The organism is Vibrio sp. SBT000027 (assembly GCF_963894355.1).
GTDB classification, from domain to species: Bacteria; Pseudomonadota; Gammaproteobacteria; order Enterobacterales; family Vibrionaceae; genus Vibrio; species Vibrio splendidus.
The window spans coordinates 1-21,504 of record NZ_CAWQGD010000002.1; the positions used below are offsets into that span (position 1 = coordinate 1).

19 protein-coding genes and 3 pseudogenes are annotated in these 21,504 nt (G+C 42.7%); 11 read left to right on the plus strand and 11 right to left on the minus strand.

Going from position 1 to position 21,504, the window contains the following annotated elements:
- From AACU28_RS08415 to AACU28_RS08420, 3 genes are all read left to right on the plus strand, one after another.
- On the plus strand, positions 1-398 hold a 398-nt coding region (locus AACU28_RS08415; RefSeq protein ID WP_147434303.1), incomplete at its 5' end, for an Lcl domain-containing protein.
- Between the two features lie 72 nt (positions 399-470).
- Complete coding sequence (locus tag AACU28_RS24565) at positions 471-641, plus strand: Lcl domain-containing protein (RefSeq protein ID WP_121602793.1); 171 nt, start codon at positions 471-473, stop codon at positions 639-641.
- Positions 611-2,488 (plus strand): hypothetical protein, encoded by a 1,878-nt coding sequence (locus tag AACU28_RS08420; RefSeq protein ID WP_183091185.1) that lies wholly within the window; start codon positions 611-613, stop codon positions 2,486-2,488. The genes AACU28_RS24565 and AACU28_RS08420 overlap by 31 nt, the downstream gene beginning before the upstream one ends.
- A 99-nt stretch (positions 2,489-2,587) precedes the next feature.
- On the opposite strand, the pseudogene AACU28_RS08425 reads toward AACU28_RS08420, so the two are convergent.
- The 3 genes and pseudogenes from AACU28_RS08425 to AACU28_RS08435 form a co-directional block, all read right to left on the minus strand.
- Positions 2,588-2,704: pseudogene (locus AACU28_RS08425) on the minus strand (integrase core domain-containing protein); the annotation flags it as partial.
- A 384-nt stretch (positions 2,705-3,088) separates the two neighbouring features.
- Entirely contained in the window at positions 3,089-3,577 is a 489-nt protein-coding gene (locus AACU28_RS08430; protein WP_121602795.1) for a hypothetical protein, read from the minus strand.
- The gene (locus AACU28_RS08435; protein WP_121602796.1) at positions 3,562-4,266 is read right to left on the minus strand and encodes a helix-turn-helix domain-containing protein; all 705 of its coding nucleotides are present in this window, start codon (positions 4,264-4,266) and stop codon (positions 3,562-3,564) included. Before AACU28_RS08435 ends, AACU28_RS08430 begins: the two co-directional genes overlap by 16 nt.
- 610 nt (positions 4,267-4,876) lie before the next feature.
- Here AACU28_RS08435 and AACU28_RS08440 point away from each other — a divergent pair.
- From AACU28_RS08440 to AACU28_RS08450, 3 genes are all read left to right on the plus strand, one after another.
- Positions 4,877-5,893: a DNA mismatch repair protein gene (locus tag AACU28_RS08440; protein WP_121602797.1), complete on the plus strand. Its 1,017-nt coding sequence runs from the start codon at positions 4,877-4,879 to the stop codon at positions 5,891-5,893.
- Positions 5,894-6,011: 118 nt separating this feature from the next.
- Positions 6,012-7,211 carry a ParA family protein gene (locus AACU28_RS08445; protein ID WP_121602798.1) on the plus strand — a complete coding sequence of 400 codons (1,200 nt, stop codon included), beginning with the start codon at positions 6,012-6,014 and terminating at the stop codon, positions 7,209-7,211.
- Entirely contained in the window at positions 7,211-8,290 is a 1,080-nt protein-coding gene (locus tag AACU28_RS08450) for a ParB family protein (protein WP_121602799.1), read from the plus strand. Before AACU28_RS08445 ends, AACU28_RS08450 begins: the two co-directional genes overlap by 1 nt.
- A gap of 348 nt (positions 8,291-8,638) precedes the next feature.
- Here AACU28_RS08450 and AACU28_RS08455 read toward each other — a convergent pair whose 3' ends face one another.
- Positions 8,639-9,124 carry a TetR/AcrR family transcriptional regulator gene (locus AACU28_RS08455; protein WP_121602800.1) on the minus strand — a complete coding sequence of 162 codons (486 nt, stop codon included), beginning with the start codon at positions 9,122-9,124 and terminating at the stop codon, positions 8,639-8,641.
- Positions 9,125-9,436: 312 nt separating this feature from the next.
- Positions 9,437-9,859, minus strand: a complete 423-nt coding sequence (locus tag AACU28_RS08460; protein WP_121602801.1) for a hypothetical protein — start codon at positions 9,857-9,859, stop codon at positions 9,437-9,439.
- 383 nt (positions 9,860-10,242) lie between these two features.
- Between AACU28_RS08460 and AACU28_RS08465 the strand changes: the two genes are divergently transcribed.
- On the plus strand, positions 10,243-11,430 hold the full coding sequence (locus tag AACU28_RS08465; RefSeq protein WP_121602802.1) for a hypothetical protein: 1,188 nt from the start codon (positions 10,243-10,245) through the stop codon (positions 11,428-11,430).
- A gap of 308 nt (positions 11,431-11,738) precedes the next feature.
- On the opposite strand, the gene tpx is transcribed toward AACU28_RS08465, so the two are convergent.
- From tpx to AACU28_RS08485, 4 genes are all read right to left on the minus strand, one after another.
- Positions 11,739-12,242: a thiol peroxidase gene (gene tpx / locus AACU28_RS08470; protein ID WP_050620974.1), complete on the minus strand. Its 504-nt coding sequence runs from the start codon at positions 12,240-12,242 to the stop codon at positions 11,739-11,741.
- 1,865 nt (positions 12,243-14,107) lie between these two features.
- Positions 14,108-14,626, minus strand: coding sequence for a metal-dependent hydrolase (locus AACU28_RS08475; RefSeq protein WP_121602803.1), 519 nt, complete (start codon positions 14,624-14,626; stop codon positions 14,108-14,110).
- The gene (locus AACU28_RS08480; RefSeq protein WP_121602804.1) at positions 14,623-15,345 is read right to left on the minus strand and encodes a hypothetical protein; all 723 of its coding nucleotides are present in this window, start codon (positions 15,343-15,345) and stop codon (positions 14,623-14,625) included. The genes AACU28_RS08475 and AACU28_RS08480 overlap by 4 nt, the downstream gene beginning before the upstream one ends.
- A gap of 16 nt (positions 15,346-15,361) precedes the next feature.
- A complete protein-coding gene (locus AACU28_RS08485) occupies positions 15,362-16,084 on the minus strand; it encodes a hypothetical protein (RefSeq protein WP_121602805.1) in 723 nt (240 codons plus the stop codon).
- 1,412 nt (positions 16,085-17,496) lie between these two features.
- On the opposite strand from AACU28_RS08485, the gene AACU28_RS08490 reads away from it, so the two are divergent.
- The 3 genes and pseudogenes from AACU28_RS08490 to AACU28_RS08500 all read left to right on the plus strand — a co-directional run bounded on the left by AACU28_RS08490 (position 17,497) and on the right by AACU28_RS08500 (position 20,181).
- A complete protein-coding gene (locus AACU28_RS08490; RefSeq protein ID WP_121602806.1) occupies positions 17,497-18,522 on the plus strand; it encodes a DNA mismatch repair protein in 1,026 nt (341 codons plus the stop codon).
- Positions 18,519-19,433, plus strand: coding sequence for an AAA family ATPase (locus AACU28_RS08495; RefSeq protein WP_121602807.1), 915 nt, complete (start codon positions 18,519-18,521; stop codon positions 19,431-19,433). Before AACU28_RS08490 ends, AACU28_RS08495 begins: the two co-directional genes overlap by 4 nt.
- Positions 19,434-19,570: 137 nt before the next feature.
- A pseudogene (locus AACU28_RS08500) lies at positions 19,571-20,181 on the plus strand (recombinase family protein).
- Positions 20,182-20,184: 3 nt separating this feature from the next.
- On the opposite strand, the gene AACU28_RS08505 reads toward AACU28_RS08500, so the two are convergent.
- Both AACU28_RS08505 and AACU28_RS08510 read right to left on the minus strand, forming a co-directional pair.
- Positions 20,185-20,487, minus strand: a complete 303-nt coding sequence (locus tag AACU28_RS08505; RefSeq protein WP_050620966.1) for a type II toxin-antitoxin system RelE/ParE family toxin — start codon at positions 20,485-20,487, stop codon at positions 20,185-20,187.
- The gene (locus tag AACU28_RS08510; RefSeq protein WP_050620965.1) at positions 20,487-20,747 is read right to left on the minus strand and encodes a type II toxin-antitoxin system Phd/YefM family antitoxin; all 261 of its coding nucleotides are present in this window, start codon (positions 20,745-20,747) and stop codon (positions 20,487-20,489) included. The genes AACU28_RS08505 and AACU28_RS08510 overlap by 1 nt, the downstream gene beginning before the upstream one ends.
- A 558-nt stretch (positions 20,748-21,305) precedes the next feature.
- Here AACU28_RS08510 and AACU28_RS08515 point away from each other — a divergent pair.
- A pseudogene (locus AACU28_RS08515) lies at positions 21,306-21,504 on the plus strand (hypothetical protein); the annotation flags it as partial.

Consider the following 21,504-nt stretch of genomic DNA (forward strand, 5'->3'; position numbering starts at 1 on the left):
ACGATACGTATGTCGAATTGGGAGTGACTGGGCCAAGAGGGATGGAGGTGGCGAGGTACAATTGGTTCCAAGCCGTTCAGTATTGTCAGCAGCTCGATTATCAGGGTAAACAAGATTGGCGATTACCGACTCTAAATGAACTAATTGCTGTATACAATACTGCCCAAGGAGCAGCTAACGGCATGTGGGATAGGAATGATTGGGCGACCAAGCGTCCTTTTTGGGTAACTCGGAAGAATAGTCCGACTCGGCATACCCATTTCTATTTAAACAAGGGCTACAGCAGCAACACCGAAGACACCGATGGCAATTACGTCAGTTGCATTACCGAGCAAGCGGATCCGGTCCCTGTCGGTAACCTAATCTTCAGCCCTGCGCTTAACGTAACCGTTGTCTAAAAAGGCTTCCGGTGTGTCACACCCGATGCAGATGGCGAATATGAAGAGGATGGCTCTTATGGACCCGCTGGCATGGCTGTAGCTAAGTACAAGTGGGGACCCGCTAATCAGTATTGTAATCAGCTCGACTATGACGGTAAACAAGATTGGCGATTACCGACTAAAGATGAGTTAGTGACGTTATACAACAGTACCCAAGGGAAGCTAAGGGAATGTGGAGTAAGCACGATTGGGCGACGGTGAATTCTTTTTGGTCGTCGACCTTGTCTAGTTCGGTGCCTAGTTCGGGTATACACAACCATGTCAGCTTGAACAACGGCTACGTCGGTAGCTACCTCGACACCCTCTACCCAATTTACGTCAGTTGTGTTCACGACTATAAACCTGACGGCGGCGATAAACCTGACGGCGGCGATAAACCTGACGGCGGCGATAAACCTGACGGCGGCGATAACGGCACACTCATTCAGCCGGATACCGTGACTAAAAATACCGCGTTATATACATTGGCGGTTGAAAATAAAGACATTAAACATATTAATGGAAAATTATCATCCTCTACTGATATTCATTATTTTGGGAAATTTTTGGAAGATGAAAATCAATATCATATGAATGATATTCAAATACATTTGGCATCCAGTGATACCGCGGTTCTCACTAACAATACACCGCGTACGCTTGATGACTTTTATCTGATGGTGGATGGGAAGGTTAAATATGTCGATTTGGATAATGGAGCACCAATAACGCCTTTTTCAAAAAATGAAATAGAGCTTTCAATTAACGATATCAAGGATATTGATTGGTTAGAAGTCAGCCCTTTATTTTCACCGATTTTATTTCAAGCAGGGTTCAACAACTGTGCCAGTAAAGGCGACGATGAACGCTGTTTTGAAAAGCCAGATAAGACACAGTCTCTGGTTTTTGATCGGCTTTTTCAGTATTACAAATCGGCATTAAATAAAACTGATAGTTATCAGGTTTTTTATAACAGTTTCATTGTTCTGCATGCTGATTGTACAATCCCTGGGAAACGTCACCCTAAGCTCCTCTGTGCTCTTGATATCAATGATCCCGATGAGGTCGATGAATACGTAACTCAGCGCTGGTTACATATGACCCGGTCACAAGACCGAAGGGTAAAAACAGAACATTATATGCGTAACATTAACGCAGAGGGTGTTGGCGGAGGAGAGGATTGGGCGGTGCGCGGAGGTTGGGGGCATTTATCATTAAAAACGGACATTTTTCCACAATTAGTCAATGATGCTGCCTTTTTGCGAGCAAGCCATATTAATATTGGATTTCACGAACTGATGCATGGTTTGGGTTTTTCCGCTCACGCTCATGGGATGACCTACGGTTACGCCAATGTCCTTGGGGACTATGTCGAAAATGAGATCGTAAACAGTACCAATACGTTTATGACACCGGCACCTGGGCAAGTACCGAAAAACATCATCACGTTTGACCGTGACTTTGATTGGCAAGGCAACAGTGCTCGTTGGAATGTCTATTTACACAGTCAAGAACTCGAATCCGGTGAACTCGAGCTTTTCGCGGTCAGCGAAAACTCAGGCATATCGTTATTACAAATGGACGAAGGCCACTACCGCTTAGAAGTTAAACAGCCAATGTCCGATATTCAATTGCACCTTCGCTCCAGTGTTGACCGTAATTTAGCCTCTGCGGTTATTTCTTTCGATGATATGTTTGAGCCCATCACAACAAGTAAGGTGAATTATGTATTTCCTGAATTTGAACCAGAATTTAGGCAAAGCGATTATAGCAAGTTGACCTTTTGGGAGGCTCGCCGATATTGTAAAGAACACTTCAAAGGCTACTCTCTTGCATCCATAGAGCAGTTGGAAGAGTTACATCGAGTATTTGGTCATATTAACAACGTCAAAGATCCCTTTGATGGCAGTCAGCTCAAGTTATCTTATCTGTCGACGACGGAACCTCAAGCTTGGAAAGCTTATACCGCAGAGCTCGGGGATACGTTCGTGAAAAGTGAGATAAATGTGACAACGGACTTAACCTTCGGTGATGGCAATTATGGTTTAGTGTGTGCCAAAGATCACTAATTGCCGTAAGGGTACGGCAAACGTAAGCGGCTCCGGCCGTTACGATTAACCGGGTAATCAAGTGTCAACCCGTCCTAGTATGGGTTGACACATGATTGACTAAAACGCTCGATGTACTTCATCGGGCGTTTTGTATTTTAGAACGGTGTGAGGCCTATGTTCATTATAGATTTTGACTGATTCAGCAACCATTTTCTTTGTTTCATCTAAATCATCTCGCCTTTTTCAACTTGGCCTACGGCCGCTAATTTTAAAGCTAAATAATAGTTTCGTTAAGTTCGCTTACGTGTTGCTTTCATGACACTCTCCAATTTCACGTTGGAAATGTGTCAATCATATTTAGGACGGTACACAAGCTTAAAACAAGTGGCTGGCTTAAGCTTGGTGAATGAGGCGAGTTACATTTGATAGGAATACGCCGAGCCAAGCACGGCTGGGAAACCGAAAAAGTCAAAGGAAAAAATTTAAAGACCCGTGATCTCACGGCTTAGCATCGATATCAGGTTTGCTGCCGGGGGCTACCATCGTATAGCCCCCGGCAGCCAATGGAACCGTTAGGATAAATAAAGTCAGGCTAACCGTTCCAATAAAAGGGGGCGTTTATTCTTTATTCAAACAAATGCTGCCAAAGCTATCAGACTCAAAACAATAGACTCGCTCATTTTGGTAAGTTAATCGATATAACGTTTGTATATTTAACTGTGGATCTTTACCATAAACCGTCGGCATTGTGACGGTGGATCCAGGAGCACAACTCACATCGAGTCTTTCATTCAACACTTTAGTGAACTCCATAAGAATTCCTTTTTCGTGCCTATGAACAGTGCCTGTCGCGTATAGGTTTGAATGAACACACTGGTTATAAACTCGTTGAAGGTGCAATGAAAAGCCTCCCCGGTTAACGGATAACATAATGTTTTCTTCACCAATATATTCCTCATCATCGGACATTATATGGAGCGTTGATGTATAACTGCCATCAACTAAAGCATGGTGAGCACTGTCGACTAAAGAACGACGTTCCGCGACATAGAACCCATGAATAGACGTCAACACGATCAATGCTAAAATAATCATATAAGATCGCATACTTTTCTTTCCCATTGATTATTCACTTCACTCTTTTTAAGGCCCAAAATAAAATAATTAGTAAACACTGTTCTGTTCACCATTTTCTCAATGCAACTGATCGTCACCGCTCCTTTTATGGCACTTGTTAACACCCCACGGTTTGCTTCAACTTGATTCAAATCTGTGTTTTTGATAGGGGGATGTACCTCAGGGTAAATAGAGCAAAGGTAAACATTGATGACCATTAAAAACACGCTCACAACTGGGAGAGTATACTGGCGTAGCCAGACTAAGGTATGCGCTGGTATCTTATTTGTTAAAGAAATATCCGCTGCAGGTTGAGACGTTTCCGGTAAAGGTAACAGCTCAACATGTACACAATCGTCAAGCGAATAACCTTTCTTTGGTTGCGTGATGATCACCGTGTGAGTCGTGACTTTGACGAGCTTTTTTCTAAGGGTACAAATCAGTTGGTTTAAATTGGCTTTTCTGTCAATACCAGCCGTTTCATCCCCCCAAATGTGACCTTCCATTTCAGCACGCGCCGTAATGACAACCCCCTGCATTTGACTTTCGCATAGTTTAAGTAAGAACTTGGACTCTGTTGTAGTAAGGCTAATTTCGTTGTCATTACCTTTTAAAAGTTTACTCACATAATGAAAGTAAAAATGTTCAGTGTTTGTTTTAATTATGTAGATTAAACTCATTAAGGATTTTCGCTCTATCTAATATTTTGACGATTTATCTTTTTGCTTAGCGGTGGTGATATCAAGTTATTTTTCACCACACTACTGATGACAATCCTATCACCAACCATGCGCGTTTAACACCACATGCCCCTAGCTTAACGTGATTTATAACAGAGAATTAAGTCGCCGCCCGCCTGATCCCGCCATCTACAAATAAAACTTAATATTTATTAACAATAAAATGAACTATCTAACGCAACTAACCAATAATATGATGGATAGATGATATTTATTAATGCTACAGCCCCCTACAGCTATGGGTAGAATATTAACCAAGCAATAGCAATAGCAATAGGACGTAAGTTATGGAGACGTTGATCTGTCGATCTTTTCAGTCTTTTATGGATTTCTGCGATAACGATATGGTGAAGAATAAAAACGTACACTGCACTTTCAAAGCGGACAAAAATAAAGATTGGCCATGGATGCGTCACTATTTGGAAGAGAAAGGGGGCGATAGGTTAACTTTCAGCTCTTTGTGGGATTAAATCAGTAAAGTAAAGGGCCGTCTTTTGAAAGGTGCGCCCCTCACTGCGAATAAAACGATAAAAAACAAGGACCAACGACTATGTCCTCATTCAATACTAATTTGATTGTCACAAGCGAAAGACAACGTAAAAACCGGTTCATCTCATCTCGCTTTATATCTCAAGCCACCATCTTTCATCCAGCGTCACGTTTAACGCCAACAATGCAGTCCAAGCTGATAGAAATGGCCAAAGGCGGGGGTACGGCCCCAAACTCCCCTCTTGAAAGTGTTCATATTCATTGCGAAGACAAACATTACCGTGTTGACCTACATGTCGACTACCTACTTCAACCTCATCGCGATATTTTAGAAGCGATGCTGGCTTATGCTGACACGATTCAATTGAATGACGCCGCTTATTCAAAGGGAGGCCGCTTGACTTGGGCACAGGTTTATCAAGCCATCGACAATAAAAAGGGCTCGGAGAGCCAACACGATCACTTTGATTCATATATAAGTAGCGATGCCACGGTACTTTCGATGAGCCTGAGTGAGCTGGCCACAAGAATAGGGGTGTCGCCAACACAAAAAAACTATGGCCAAATCCAACGGCGTATTACTCAATTAGCCACCACGCACTTGATCATCCACGAACTCTCTCATGAGCAACAAAGTGTCAGTAAGCGACCGTTAGCATTCGTGCAAGATTACCGTTTTTATTACAACAGCAGCCACCTTAAAAGTGGCCGTGATAACGAAAACCACGGAACCAACCATGTATTCCTGATCCCTGATAAACGATTGCTACAAACGATACGTGATCATGGGTACTGTTATCGACTCGATCAGCACAAAATTATCCATTATACCAAAGCGTCAGTGCGCTCGTTCTTAAAGTATATCACCAGTTATCAAACCGAGCTTTTAAACGAGAAAACGCTTGAATGGGCACTTGATAGCTACCTCCACTCGATAGCATCAAAGGTTGGCCATAGTTTCCGCAATAGTTTAAAAAAGGACTTGCTAGAAAATGCGACACAAATAGAACAACATTTTAACTTACGTTTTCAATATACGAAGCTGGGTATCCAAATAATCTATACTGGTGAGGTTTAATGGCAAGGGGCAACGCTCATTGCCAGCTTTCAACACGACCCCATAACCACCTCAATTTTCACTACCAGCATCAAAAATTGAGGTATATACTGTTTCTAATTCCCATACGGAGGCAGAAATGGATAACCCACACACGACCACGACATTTCAAGCGCTTAAAACGGGTGCCGATGCTTACATTCAACGTCGTAACCAACGTTTATTAGCCCATCACCGCAAAGAACTTCGTAACTTTACCCGAGCTGAAGCATCTGCCTACCTTGGTATTGATGCTAAAACGCTTGACCGTTACGTTGCTGCTGCCGAGATCGACCCACGTCGCCACGAAGACTCACAGTGGTCAATCGATATTGCAGAAATGTACCAAGTGCGTAACTTACTGCCAGAGAATCTACGTAAAGACGCTAAGTTCTTGCGCAGTGAGCAGCAAAAGACGCAAGTGATGGTGATCCAGAACCAAAAAGGTGGAGTGGGGAAAACCGTTTCTGCCGCGACCATCGCTTCAGGTTTAGCAACCGAGTTCCATCAAGAGTATCGCGTTGGCTTAATTGACATGGATGGCCAAGCCACGTTGTCGATGTACTATGCACCCGAAGCGGATCAAGAAGGTAGCCTGTCTGTAGGTGATCTGATGATGCAAACCTTCGACCTTGATGAAGGCGAAACGGTTGAGCAAGTCATCTCTGAAGCCTTTCTTGAAACGACCATTCCTAACCTACGTATTTTACCGGCAGCACAGAGTGACCGGGCGATGGAAGGTTGGTTTCATGAGCAAGTGTTCAGTCAAACTTTAGCGTCGCCATACTCTTTGCTTAAAGACATCATCGATAGCGTTAGAGATGAGTTCGATATCATCATTATCGACACCCCACCCTCTCTGGGGTATGCGACCTTTAACGCGTACTTTGCAGCAACGAATGTGGTGTTCCCGTTGTCGATTACCGAAAACGACATTGATGCGACCTGTTCTTACTTCAGCTATATACCACAAGTGTGGGCGTTATTAGAAAATGCTAGCCATGAAGGCTATGACTTCATGAAGATATTACTGACTAACCATCGTGATAGCTCCACCACGACCGAATTAATGAACAACCTGTACGATCACTTCGCCCCTTACCTGTATTCAAAAGAGTTCAAGCACAGCGAAGCCATTCGTCAATCATCTTCCCTACTCTCGACGGTGTTTGACATGTCGAAAAGTGAATACCCGAAAAGCAAAGCAACCTTCCAAAGCGCGCAACAAAACAGCTATGAAGTGACCAGCCAGATCTTGCGCGATATTCTGAATGTTTGGCGTGAACAGGAGAACAAGTAATGGCGAAGAAACGTGGCGGTAGCCCTCTAGGTAATGCACCTGGTTCAGCGCAAGCGCAGCAATCAGCGGCCAAAGCAAACTTAGAGACTCTCACAGTACAACTCAACACTGAATTAGAGAAAAGTGGCCAGAATGCCGCCGAGTATCTACAGCAAAAATTCGGCCTAGAATCGGTCGGTCAAAAGATGGGGTGGCGGCTGGCATCAGGAGCAACTGCGACCTTTAACGAAGTGACCTTGTCATACGAACAGGTCAAACAAGACACAGTGGTGACTTTCGATGTAAACGGGCGCGACCAGTCTTTGTTAACCCAAGAGTCCCTGGAAGATTTAAACTCGTTAGAATTTCAACAGTTCTACCCTGCCGTTGGCCGCGAAGTAGATGGCTGCATTGATGTACTTGATGGCTCTCGCCGCCGCGCTTGGTTCTTACTTCAAGAAGGCCGCGTCAAAACATTCCGAATCCTCGTCACCCAAGATGAACTTTCTACCGAAGATGCCAAAGCGCTGGCCAAGCAGTTGCAAACCGCCAAAGAGCACAACCAGCGTGAAATTGGCTTACAGTGTCAAACTCTGATGAAGAGCGGTGAGCGAACTCAAGAAGAGGTGGCAAAAATATTGAACATTAGCCGTCAAGCGGTGGGCCGAGCGCTGAAAGCTGCCGGTATTGATAGTAAGCTGATCGCCCTTTTCCCTGTCGTAAATGCGTTATCGCATACGGATTACTCACTATTGGCTAAGGTGATGAAAGCGTTCGCCGATGATAAGAAAGCTTTGAACAGTTTCATAAAGAAAATAGCCAGTAACCTTGTCAATGCTCAGGCTGAGCAGAGCCAAGAAGAGAGAAAAGACGCGCTGATTACGTGCATCAAAACTGAGTTAAAGATAGTTAAAACCAAACAAGAATCAGACAAATTTGAGGTCACTCCCCTCGCCCAGTTCAACAGCAAAGGTATGTTTGCGCGTAAGAAAATAAAAGGACGGAATTTCTCGTATGAATTTGGGCGCTTGTCGAAAGAAATTCAAACCGAGTTGGATTGTGCCATTCAAAAAATATTACATGAAAACGCCAAAGGTTGATGAACAAAACCTCCGCTTACAACACCAACGAAGGCCGTTGGTGTTCGTGCTTGCCGTATACTAAGCGCCTCGCTTAATCATGATTGAAGCTTTACGTTTTTAGTCAAAATATGCAAAAAACCCTCGGGCTGAGGTCGACGAACAACGTTCACTTTTTCTTCTTGTCTACGCTTAATGTATAACGCCTTTCCACTAAAAACCCGTCTTCAACTTTTAATGAAAGATGCCCAATACGGTGAGGAATGCCAAAGCTAGCTTCACCGACGAGGTCCTCAAGACAGCTGGCTTTTTTGATTCGAGATTCGTGGTTACACATAAACATCTTAAGCCTTTCATTCACTGAGTAAATCACAATTTATCCGTAGAGGAATCGACACAATAGAGTAACGTGAACAACGAGCGTCCAACCGCCAAGTCAATGGCTTGCTGAATATCGCTACAAAAGTTCGCCCCTATAACCTTTTGAAACTCTTCTTTGATCTGCAGGTTAATATCTCTAACAGTACTCTGTTGAGATGCATGGAAAAACATCAACTCAATCGAGTGTCGAAATGGTTTTTCAGTCAGCGCTTTCTCCCAAGAGTCATGAAAGGTGGAGGGATAAGAGAAATCCAATGACTCTATCATAAGGGGTATAATATGCTCATGCACAACCCTTTTCATCACATCGACTGTAGGGAAATATCCTTGTAACGTTGATATACTTATACTTAATTCTTGAGCAACTCTGGCATGGGTGAGCGCCTCATGCCCTTCAGTTAAAAATAACTTTAATACGACGTGTTTGTATTTTTTGTCGTTTGCTAACTTTTGTTTTTTGGTTATTCGAACCATTTGACTATGTTTCCCCAATCGACCCAGTTAACCACAATAAATAATAGGTTCAGCATTAAATAGTTATATAGAATAATCCCAACCAAAAACGTGGCGGCTTTTATGCCTTTTTTTTTGAAACTTACATTAGATACACACGCCAAATCAAAACACTGGAGAAGTGCATGACAATGTTGGCAATAACTGGCGTGGGGCCCCCCATTCAAGAACGTCACCTTCGGAGTCGCAGTTTTAAGACACTCGTGACAATGTATCACTGGTAGGCTTTTTTCTTTCTTTGTTCCTTGACTCATAAATAACCATTATCTCTATTTACGCCCCTTTTTGTACCCACTGTACAAATACGACAAAAACGACAAAAATAGCGGCTATGAGCGGTCTTGTTATCCACGTCAGTTTAACAACGTTCTTCAGCACATTAGATAACCGCCATTTTTTAAAATGAGTTTTAAAATCAGCCCCACAGACAGAACAAAGAGGTTCATACGTATAAACTCGACCAAACTTTCGATTCACCGTCCATGCGTGGCAATGTTCACAGAAGCGCAACTTATCGACTTTATGATTTGAAGTAACGCCTTGATTAAATGCGTTGTTTTGGTCAGAGGTCTTTGCCGAATCATCGAACTCTTTTTTTCTTGTCGTCTGTTTTTTCTCTACGGGATAGAGTGTCAAATTACCATTCATCTTTAGCTTCAACCCCACCAGTATGGCGCTTAATAAATAAACACTCATTAAAGCCACAACATGAAGTGAAGTCTTGTTAAATCAAATAAAATAAAATAAATACAACGCTGGCTTGTTGGGTTTGCCGTTAGAACCTATCAATATCCTTCTGGTCTCGGGGCTGCTGTGCTAGCCTCCTCTGGTTTTATGAATATTGACCAAACTCCGTTACAAACTCGCTAATTAGCCTTTACATTGGGGCATCCAAATAGAAGAAATTCATAGCGATTTAACCCTCTAAATAACACATGGCGACGTACACTCTTATTACTCTCAACATTCATAAGTCACATTCGGTGTACCTACTATGAAAATTCACGTTATCGCTTGTTTTTATCATCCAAGGTTAATGCCTTTGTATAAACACTACTTTTTAACTTATGGTTTACTGTATGAAATTTTTTAATACATCATTAATGCTCGTAATGCTCGTGTTGAACGGTTGTCACTTTGATACTGACAATATCTCGCCACCTCTCCCTCCCAAAATAGAAACCACACCATCGGATAAAATACCGTCGAACCCGCCGAAAGGTGATGACCAAATCAAAGGTGATGACCAAATCAAGGGCTCTGATGAGGTAGAGGTGATTCCACCTAAAACTCCCCCCACCTCAGGAGTAAAGCCATCGGATAAAATACCATCGAGCCCACCGAAAGGTGATGACCAAATCAAAGGTGATGACCAAATCAAGGGCTCTGATGAGGCAGAGGTGCTCCCCCCCGTAGTCACGCCCCCTGCATCGAGAATAAAAGTGAGCAACAATAATGATTACATCAATATTGAATTAAGCACAACAGAGTTTAACCAGTGGAATTCAGTGAGTGTTAATGACCCAAAGTCAGGCCATGTGGAAGCAATCACCAAGGAAATATACAACGACTTCAATGATAGCTTTGACTTTATTATTTTTATTGTGAATAACGAAAGGCCCCCTCAAGGGATGCCTTTTGGCGAGTTTGCTTTTGTACAGAATGATATTAAAGGCGTGGGGCTTTCTAATTTCGATAACACAAATGAGTACTCCTCAGCGGCTAAGCTGCAAGGGCTATATGCGTTATACGGATCAATGAATAAAACGGGAGTTCTAAAAGCCATGCACTTGGATGCCTCGTTACATGAACTTTTCCATCGATGGGGAAACTGGATTGTTACCCAGGGGTATTATTCTCACTGGGATGATGTGAAAGGGGCTCTCACGAACGAAAGTCAATTTGCGGGTATCGAATTGTATCTGATGGGCTTAATCGATAAACCGTCTGCGACCAACACCCAACATTGGGATCTGGAAAGTGAAACGGTTTTTAACACTTGGACACGCGATTCAAAATTTGAAGATAGAATGCCAACCCCATTATCTTCCCAAAAGAACTTCCGCGGCTTAGTGGTTCTATTGACCGAGGAAGGAGTCCCTATAGACATCAAATATCAAAATGCTTTAAGTGCCAATATCACGAATTTTACACGCACTGATGGCATGCATAAAAAGTACGGCAATGTTGAAAGTCGTAATTTTTGGAGCGCATCGAAAGGGCTCGCGACATTTGAGCTAGATAATCTTTTAAGTATCAAAAAGTAGTCGCTATTTCTCTTTTAGAATCAATTTAGATTGACAAGTTCCCGAAGGCTGTCTTGGATGAGTGTAGTCAAAAAAGTTGTCAATGCCCAACCTGAGCATTCAAGTGAGGGCGGCTTAAAGTAAAAATATCGACACAACCAGTCCCTAGCGACATATCCTCTACCAACGGAAATCTACAATAAAAAACATCGACGCAACACGTCGATGTTTTCATTCATGAAAGCCCCTCAATAATAGGCTTTCACCATAAATTATAGGTCTATTTTCGCCACCTTACTTACCGACTAAGCTAAGCTTTGGTTTATGAGCTAATGACCTATAGAATAAATTGCCGCGTCATAATTGGGTTCTTCCGTAATTTCTTCAACCAATTCACAATGTGTCACGATCCCTTCTTTGTTCATACACACAACAGCACGCGCCGTTAACCCCTTTAAAGCGCCCTCTGAAATAGCAACGCCATATGCCTCAGCAAAGCCTGCACTACGAAAAGTGGAAGCATGTTGAACATCCTCAATCCCCTCTACCTCACAGAACCGTTCGGAAGCAAAAGGGAGATCGGCAGATACACAGAGCACCTGTGTATCGTCCAGCTTAGATACTTCTTCATTAAAACGCTTAACACTAGCAGCGCAAACTGGCGTGTCGATACTTGGAAAAATGTTAAGAATCAGATATTTTCCAAAAAAATTAGAAAGTGAAATATCCAAAAAGTCAGATGAAGTAAGACAAAAGTCAGGTGCTATATGCCCCACGACTGGAGTCGTATCTACAACATTCATAGGATTGCCTTGAAGAGTTACTTGTTTCATTTTTACTACGCCTTTATTACTTAGTGCACCTTCTAAGGTGAGTGACTTTGTGCCCCCTCCAATAGAAGAGCCCAATGTTATCCAGAGACAATTGAGAAAAAACCAATTGCATTGCGCTCAGTTTCATATTTATTAAAACTGAGCTGAGACGGTAGCAACGAAAGCAGGCTACAAGCCATTAAGTTATGTTAAATTAACTAAACAAACCAATAGAAATGCCAGCCTCAGTAAAGTGAAAACGGTGCATACCAATGGGCAAGTACTGCGTTAAACCTCAACGTTTAAAGTATCATCGACCAATTTAAGTGCGACTCCAAACCACGATATATCTGTGACCCCATTAGATAAATCGCATCGGTAATGAATGTACGATCAAGCCACGTCAAAGGTTTTGAGTATCGGAAAATACAGCGAGGCCAAGCGCGAATATCATCAATGAATACGCACAGTTCAAAAGAACAATAGGTATAAAATGGTGGGGACTGTGATTAGGGCGGGCTTTCAATCGTTGATAAATAAGCGACCACAGGTCAACAATTAATCGTCATCATTCCACTAAATCAGGCTTAGAATCTTAGTTAAAAAATGGCCTTTCATTACATGAGAAAGTTGTCAACGCTCAGGCTGAGCATTGACAACTTTTACAATAATATGACTCGATATAACCGGACTACGGAATACGTGGGAAGAGGTAGCCAGTACTTCCCCCTTCGAAACAGACTATGCCCAACCGCTCAATAGATATTTTTTAATACTCAATTGGCATTTTAACTTCAGGGGGAGCCTCATCGAGTAAGGTTGGTTTAATGGCGTTCATAGGCTTAGAAGTTCATTATCAATTCAATTCAAGCAGCATCTTATTCTCATGGTATACTTCAATACGCTTTCGAACCTCTCTTTTCAGAGCTTGTTCTGTCGTCGGAACTTTACTTTTAAAACTATGAATCTTTTTCACATCCATCTTTTTTGTCATGGTTTATTTTTATTTCCTACACATACGTTACTTTACTCGCAGAGCTTTCTACATTAGCGGTAAAACCCACCGCACAGCGCCCCATTTAAAATAAAACACCCGGGATAAAGACAAAGAATCCACACATTCATCAATACTTACTATACAAAATGGTAGAAATAGCCAAGCATAAGGTCATCAAGACGATCGCGAGGCCCACTTGATAAGCCCGAGTGACCCTTACTTCATTAAAGGCGAAATAACACTCAGCGCAAAGCCATAACTTAGAGGCTGATTTTTTGTATTTATCAACCGTCGCCCACCTATAGCAATTTTCACAAAAGCACAGGACGTTCTTATCATCAAGGTTTTGGGGGAAGTCGGGAAAATTTGCCGCCGGACATGAGATACTTTCACATGCTATCAGGCTTCTATTGCGCGATATTTTCTTTAATTTATTTATCATGAACTATCCAAGTATTTGTTAAGACGAAGTCGTGCTGGCGTAATCTACAATTTCGCGGCAACTGAATGTCAGATCAGTCGTACATAAACCAGACTTATTTACCCAAAAGTACGAACACTCATCACAATGAATAAAGGAATAGGTTTATCGTAAATGCCCCTAGAACTAAGAGGTCGATCAATAAAATCCCTCCTAGCAGTTTTAAATGTTTAATAAGAATGACTCTCCCTGCAATGCCTCTATCCACCCAAATACCCTCCATACAAAAAACGGGACGCTAACGCACGTCGTTAGCGTCTCTCTACGTAACGATAATAACGTTAAAAAATAATGGGCTTCAGGTTAAGTTTCATTAAGAAAGGTAAAGCGCGATCAGTATTGCTGTTACTATTGATAATTATAATACTGTCAATGCTCAGGCTGAGCATTGACAACTTTATCCCACCGTTAAATCAGCCTAAAACGATTAGTTTTCCACTCAAGCGCATCAATCACACCGTCTTGATACATGCCGCCCCAATCAAAAAAGAACGGCGCAAAGCCATGACCACCGGTTAGGTGGGATAGGGCAATACACACCACCACAACCCCGGCCGAAATCGCATATTCGATAGGGTCGCCGGTTCGAAATCGGCCTCCAAAGAGATGGAAACGCCTGTCACTGTAGGGCGAAAAAGGCACACCAGAGACAGTCATCGCATCAGTCAATATATGGCTAACACCGCCCCAAGCAAATGCCATCCCAATCCCGTGGTAATCCCAAACCAAAGTAAAGGCGAGGGCAGCCAGTAACCAATGCGTAAAAACATGTGTGGGGCCTCGATGTTTGATATGTCGATGACCAAACTTAAGTACGTATTCAAACCAATCAGGGGCCGTTGCACCGGCGACACACACAGCAACATGAGGGGGTGACACCACAGCGCAAATCGCGCCAGCAATTAAGGTATGATTGAGCCATTTCATTGTGATTTGATATCGGAAGTAGGGCGTGGAAGGAAAGCGAGTTTTTGAAGGTAACGGTTCATCTGATCGGTATACGTGGCTTCACACATCGCGACCAAAGCTAAACGGTGCTCAACAATTTTGGCTTCATGCGCCAAAACATCTCGATGAGAAGAAGCCACCTTTTCAAGCAAAGCGATTTGCTCTGATACGTTCGCTACCCCTTTTTTCACTCTCAGTTGCGCTCTGGCCTCCAACGAGAGATAAAGCCCCATTAAGCGGTAAGCATAATTTCTATCAGCTAAGGATTGAGTAAAGCTTGCTACAGAGGTAGCAGTGGCGGTACGGCGTTGATATTCCCATTGGCGTTCCCGAGATTGTTCCGTCGTTGAGTAAAGCGGCATCTTGCCAACAATCCCGATGTAATGCTCTGTGATCTCAGGCCAACCTTCTGAGTCATATTCATCAATGTTGGATTTCATGCCCGCAACTAGGTTTAGATCGAGTTTGAACTTGCTCTTTTCTGGGTAGCACTTAAGTACCGTGTTAAAAATCGCATCCGGATCCACTTTTGGTGCCGGCGTAAGGGCAGGGCTTGGGACATTGTAGTGGGGAGCTTGGCCTTTTAAAGTAGGGAGCTCGTAGGGCTTAATCTCTGGGGGCTGCACCTCAGATTCTTCCCAAGGCACACTAATCCCCCAGTCATTGGCGTAGGCGGCACTGAACGCGCATAAACTCATCCATATAAGGAAAACATTAATCAGCACGCGTCGACCTTCTTCCAGAGCCTAACATCTGCAGACCACCGATTACAGCGCCGGCTTCCCATGCACCGGCCACCACACACATCGCCACCATGAACCAAATCAAGGCTTTGGTCGTGTCGTAACTGACATCACTCTCTAAGTTAATTCGTTGTGGAGAACGGCGCTCTACGATAGGCCGAAAAGAAGGAGGAAGCCGTCCTTCCTCGCTTGATGCCATTAACCAAACTTTGGAAGACAGTAAACATTTACGTGCTATTTGTGCTTTCCGGCCCGTCAGCTTATGCGCATCATCAATAAAAAGTAAGGCTTGGGTGTCAAGAAGGTAATCAGCCAAGAGGTCCGCCTTAAGCTGCAAGTTGAGCTTCCCCCAGGGCGTATAATCTTCTGATTGTACTTCTTTGTCTTGGTGCCATTTTGCAATGCCTTTCACCTCCACCCAACTTGATAAAGGCATCAGCCCCTCAAGTAAAATAGGTTGCGGCTTTTTCCCCCAGATTTCGTGTCGGCAATCCTTTAGGCGCATAAGCCAGCGGCTTTTTCCTGAATCATGCGCACCCGTAATTAACTGGCACTCCTTCCGGCGCAAGCTGGTTTCTTTACGATCGCGACTTGGCGCAAAGCGTCTTGGTGCATCAACAATCAATGGTGTCACATAACGTGTTCCATCTCTTCGCACTCGTTTATGATCGGTTCTGAGTTTCAAAAATCGCATTCTATTCCGTCCTTACTTACCCAGAATAAGTCACCGTATTAGAAACTGAAAAAAACAATTAGCTCGTTTCGAGCTTGTTCAAAACGCCATGTAATTGACATGTTTATAAGCAAATTAGAAGTAAAGTAGCGAACGAAGAACTGCTGTAAAAACCGCGCACCGAAAAAAATTTTTATGTGAAACATAGGGGTAAACAACAAAGACAAGAGAGACAACAACAACCCAACCCCCAGATGCACGAATAATACGGTCATTTAATTCGTTCACATTTATGACAGGCAATAGAATTCTTATGACGGGCTGGGTGATGCAACATAAAAACGTTAACATCAACCAAAGACCATCTTTCATTTTATTGTTGGCTTTTCAGTCTCATACTTCATCAAGCGCGTATTTATACGACAGATTAATTAGGGCTGGGCATAGTCGCTTGGCTCGCCACACCATTGCAGGTCAAGACGTCACTCTTTCCCCTTTCTAGATAAGTTTGTGTACCACTTTATCAATCTTCTTATCTAGCGAATTCATCACTGAGAGCTTGTTTGTATCTAAATCCATACACCTAGATTTAGCGGGTCCCCGTCTAGACACCATGACACTGTCACTTACTATTTCTTTTACCAAGTCTTAGAACTTAGTTCCACCCACTTATTTTATATCGCTGGCGAACACCCGCAACGATCAGGGCAGTAAGACCCTAAAATGCAGGTACACAATAAGAATTTATACGATCAAATAAGCAACAGATGAAAAATCAAGCGATCAAAAGTCTATAGATTAATAAAATTAAACATATCAATTGCATAAGAATAGTGAGGAATATCAACGAATTTGAAGATAATAGGGTTAGAGCATTAACACCTACTTAACGGGTAACATCAAAGCTCTCTAGAGCTTTGGGGGTACCTGTTAAGTCACCGACCGAACCTCAGTGAAGTTGGTATTATTTAAAACTAGATCCTTAAGGTTCTAGTTTCTTAGATAGGCGTTAAAATATTAACATCAACCGAAATTATATAAATAGTTACCGATTTAATATGAATATCTACCGATTGATTACCAACATTTAACGATCATTGAAGTAAACATTTACCGATCTGAACAAATAACATATGAACATTTACCGATCTTAAAGATAGAATGATCATGATTGGTTTAGTTCGTGGATCAACGATAAATAAAAACCAATTATATAACCTCAAATAGTGTTAATTGGTTTCCTGAGCTTCATGGAAGATCTTTATCACATAACTAAACATTTACCGAAGGAAGTCATTATTTACCGAAGTTTATCGTTATTTCATGTGACCAAGTATAGATATTTACCGAATTGGTATAAATATCTACCGAACAGAGTGAGTTAATGTCAACTATCTGTTAAAATAATACTATCGCATTATTAGGTAATGATCATGGCTTCAACATCTAGCTCTAGTTTAACGGTTATCAATGAAGAGGACCGCAAGAACCGGTTCATCTCATCCATTCTATTTTCAAGAGCTACCATCTTTCATCCAGCTTCACGCTTAACATCCACAATGCAATCCAAACTCATTGCGATTGCACAAAGCGGGGGTACCGATCCTAACTATCCGTTAGAAAGCGTGAACATCAATAGCTATGGAAAAAACTTTAGAGTTGACCTGCATGTTGATTATTTACTGCAACCCCATCGCGATATTTTAGAAACCATGTTGGCCTATGCTCAAACGATTCAACTAGACGATACTTCCTATGATGCCGGCGCACGTTTAACCTGGTCACAGGTATACCAAACCATTACAGATGGCGATATCTCAGATACCCAACAAGATGGTTTTGATTCATTTATCGATCGTGACGCGACCGTTCTATCAATGAGCATGTATGAATTAGCAACCCGAATGGGTATGGCGACCACTCGCGCGAACTACGATCAAATAGAGCGTCGTATTACTCAATTAGCAACGGCTCACTTGGTGATCAATGAACTTGATGAAGAGCAGAATGTAGTAGGCAAAAAGCCATTAGAGTTTGTTCAAGATTACCGATTTTATTGTGATCGAAGTAAATTCAAAACAGGTCGTAAAAACAGTAAGAACCTCACTAATCATGTGTTCTTAGTGCCAGATATGCGTTTACTGCAAGCAATACGCGACCATGGTTACTACTATCGATTAGAACAACACAAAATGACCAACTACAGTAAACCGTCGGTTCGTTCATTTTTAAAATACATCACTACGCATAAGGCTGAATTCTTACACAACAAGAAGTTTGAGTGGGCACTTGATAGCTACATTCAATCCATTGCTTCTAAAGTCAGTCATAGCTTCCGTAGTGATCTCAGAAAAGATTTGTTGGCCAATGCCGTACAAATTGAAAAAGACTTTCGTCTTCAATTTCGCGACGTCGGTAATGGCATACAAATATTTTATATAGGGGAGGGTGAATCATGATCACTCAATCTCTTGATAGCTTGATGTCTTCACCTGAAAGTCAGAACCTAAGCTTCAGTTTGAAAGGTTTACTTAAAGGACATGTAGGCATGCTGATTGCCGCGCCTAACGTGGGTAAATCTCACTTGGCTCTTTGCATAGCAATGGAACACGCTTCTTCAATGTCTTTACTCGGGATGAGCGCAGCCGACAAACCCGCAAAAACCTTGGTATTGAGTTCAGAAGACGGAGCCGGCGTGATTCAATCTCGCATGAAAGAAAAGTTGGCTAATTGCACTGCCACGATAAAGTCAGAGCTAAAAAACAATCTCCACTTTGTTACTGATCTTGAGCCGATAGTGATTCCACCCGATAGCTCGGTCCAAGAACAGGCAGAACATAAGCAGTACTTAGAACAACTCAAGCAAACCTTCTCTGAATTCGACTTAGTGATCGTCGACACGGTAACGGAATCAATAGGCCGTTGTGAGGAAGTCAAACACGATCGCTTAATCAAAAATGTGTTTCAGAGTCTTGCCAGTGAATCTGGTGCCAGTTTGTTGCTTGTTCACCATGTGAATAAAGATGAGATCCGCGGTAACCAAGAAATTACCATGGCCTCAGGTGCCGGTTTAACATCGATAATGCGACTAACAAAGTGCTTGTTTACGTTAAAGAGAAACAAAGAATCGTTGTCGATTAAATACCTTAAGAGCAATTACTTACCTGAAAATGAAAATCAAGAGTTCGCGGTTGAAGTGAGACAAGACCTCACTATTAATCCACAGGTCTTCAGTTTGAAATCCAAGGCGTCTAAGCCTGCTCGTTCAGCGCAAAGCATTAAGCAGAGCCCTAAAAAAATCACGCTGCCCGGGACGATTCCAGAACAAGAAGAAATTGAAGAGCGTAAAAACCTCAGGGACGTTTTGTAAGCGACCTCTCACACTTTCATACAGCACCGACATTCGGTGCTGTTTTTTTATCTGACACAGTTCGCACTCTTTGTTATCCGTTCATATTTTTTCGCTCAGCTTGTCCAGTTTAGATCGCCTTTACTTAAGGAGGAAGCATGGCGAACTACGCGTATTTAAGAGTCTCATCAGACAGCCAAGATGTGGCTAACCAAAAGCACGGGATCTATGACTACACCAACAAAGTAGGGATAGGTAATTTGGTGTTTGTTGAAGATGTGGTGACAGGCAAGAAGAAATGGCGGCAACGTAAACTCGGTGCGTTAGTGGAGGGCATGACGAGCGGAGATTGCATCGTGTTTGCCGAAGTCAGTCGAATTGCGCGTTCGACATTACAAGTGCTTGAGGTACTCGAAGTGTGCATGGAAAAGAAGATCAATGTCTATATCGCCAAACAGAACTTGCAGCTGGATGGTTCAATGCAATCTCGCATAACCGCTACGGTGCTTGGACTGGCTGCAGAAATAGAGCGTGAGTTTATCTCGATGAGAACGAAGGAAGCGCTTGCCGCTAGAAAGAAAACGGCATGATTCTCGGAAGACCAAAGGGCCACGCTGAGAAGCTGAAGCTCGATGTTAAACGTGAACAAATAGAGAAGTATTTAAAGATGGGCTTGGGGATTCGTCCCACAGCAAAATTGATCGATGAAGCACCGAGTACGCTGCGCGACTACATGAAGCGACGCGGGTTAACCCTTAAATTAGCTTAAGGGTTAAGAGAGTTGTGAAAAGTGCTTGGCAGGCGACATGTGCTTACCAAGAACGGCAGCAATCACAATGTGATTTTGCTTTTGGATGTAATAAATCACATGGTGCTTTAAAGGAAACCGGAAGTAGTTTTGTCCCAGCTCAGAAACTTCTATGCCAAGCAGCTGGTTGTTCGCCAGTAATGCCATGGATTGCTTGAGCTCTGAAAAGTAACTCGTCCATTGTGTTTGCCCCCATCGCTCTAATGTATAGCGACGAATCTCAATGAGATCAGATTGCGCTGCAGAAGAAAGCTTATAGTGTGTCATTAATCAAACTTACCTTGGTCAAGTGCATTCATGAAATCGTCACCGTCGACTAGGTTATCTGATAGAACATCGGCCTCTGCTTGTTCGAAGCGTGATTTCACCAGCATCAATTTGAGTGCTTCAAGTTGTTCATACTCTTCACAAGACATCATCACCGCAACGGGTGAACCGTTCTTATTGATTTGCACTGGTTCACGTTGAACCTTCATCAGTAAGTCCCCAAATTTAGTTTTAGCTGTATTCGCAGTAAGTGATTGCATGATTTTCTCCTTTTCGTTCATTATAAACGAATCGAACGATTTGACCAGTTGGTGTGATTTTTGGGAGGGGAATATACAGTATTACGGTGACCGTTGAGCCGACAAGTCTGCCTTTCTTTTTTGCCAGTAAACCGTGGTTCGCATGGCCAATTTATATCGATATTCACACCTGAGAGGGGAGCTTTGTCTGAAATTGGCATGAGATATTGAACACTCGAGTTCAAGGTTACCTTATCAGCCATTGGTATTTCTAGCGTCGGCAGAGGGAAGTTTATTCGAGTATCGCGTGGTGATCGATTCCCCTGCGTACACAGCAATGAGAATTTTTTACTTATTTTTATTTGGCGGACTTTGCTTGCGGTTAGTGAAGGCTCGTGCCTCTATCGTTTAATTTTTGGTTATATTTCTTAATTACATTGTGATCTTTTCTTTTTGTACCCTCATTAGAGGGTGGCTATCTATTCCCCCCCCGCTCCTCCTCCCATGCGGGTGGACGCTCATCAATAATGCAGCCTCTCGCCAAACTCACATTAACTAAAAAATAAGTAGTAATTTGTCATGTTGATTAAAAAATGCAGTGTTTTTATGTTGGCACTTGGTTGGTTTAGCTCCACGGTGTTGGCAACCTCTCCCCCGTCAGATTTAGCTCGGCCGTTCATTGGCGTGAAAGGGGGCGTGGCATCTGGTTGGGACTATGCTTATTCAGACCGAGCCCCTTACAGTGGTGTTTTGGGAGGGTATGGTGGTCTGCAATTCT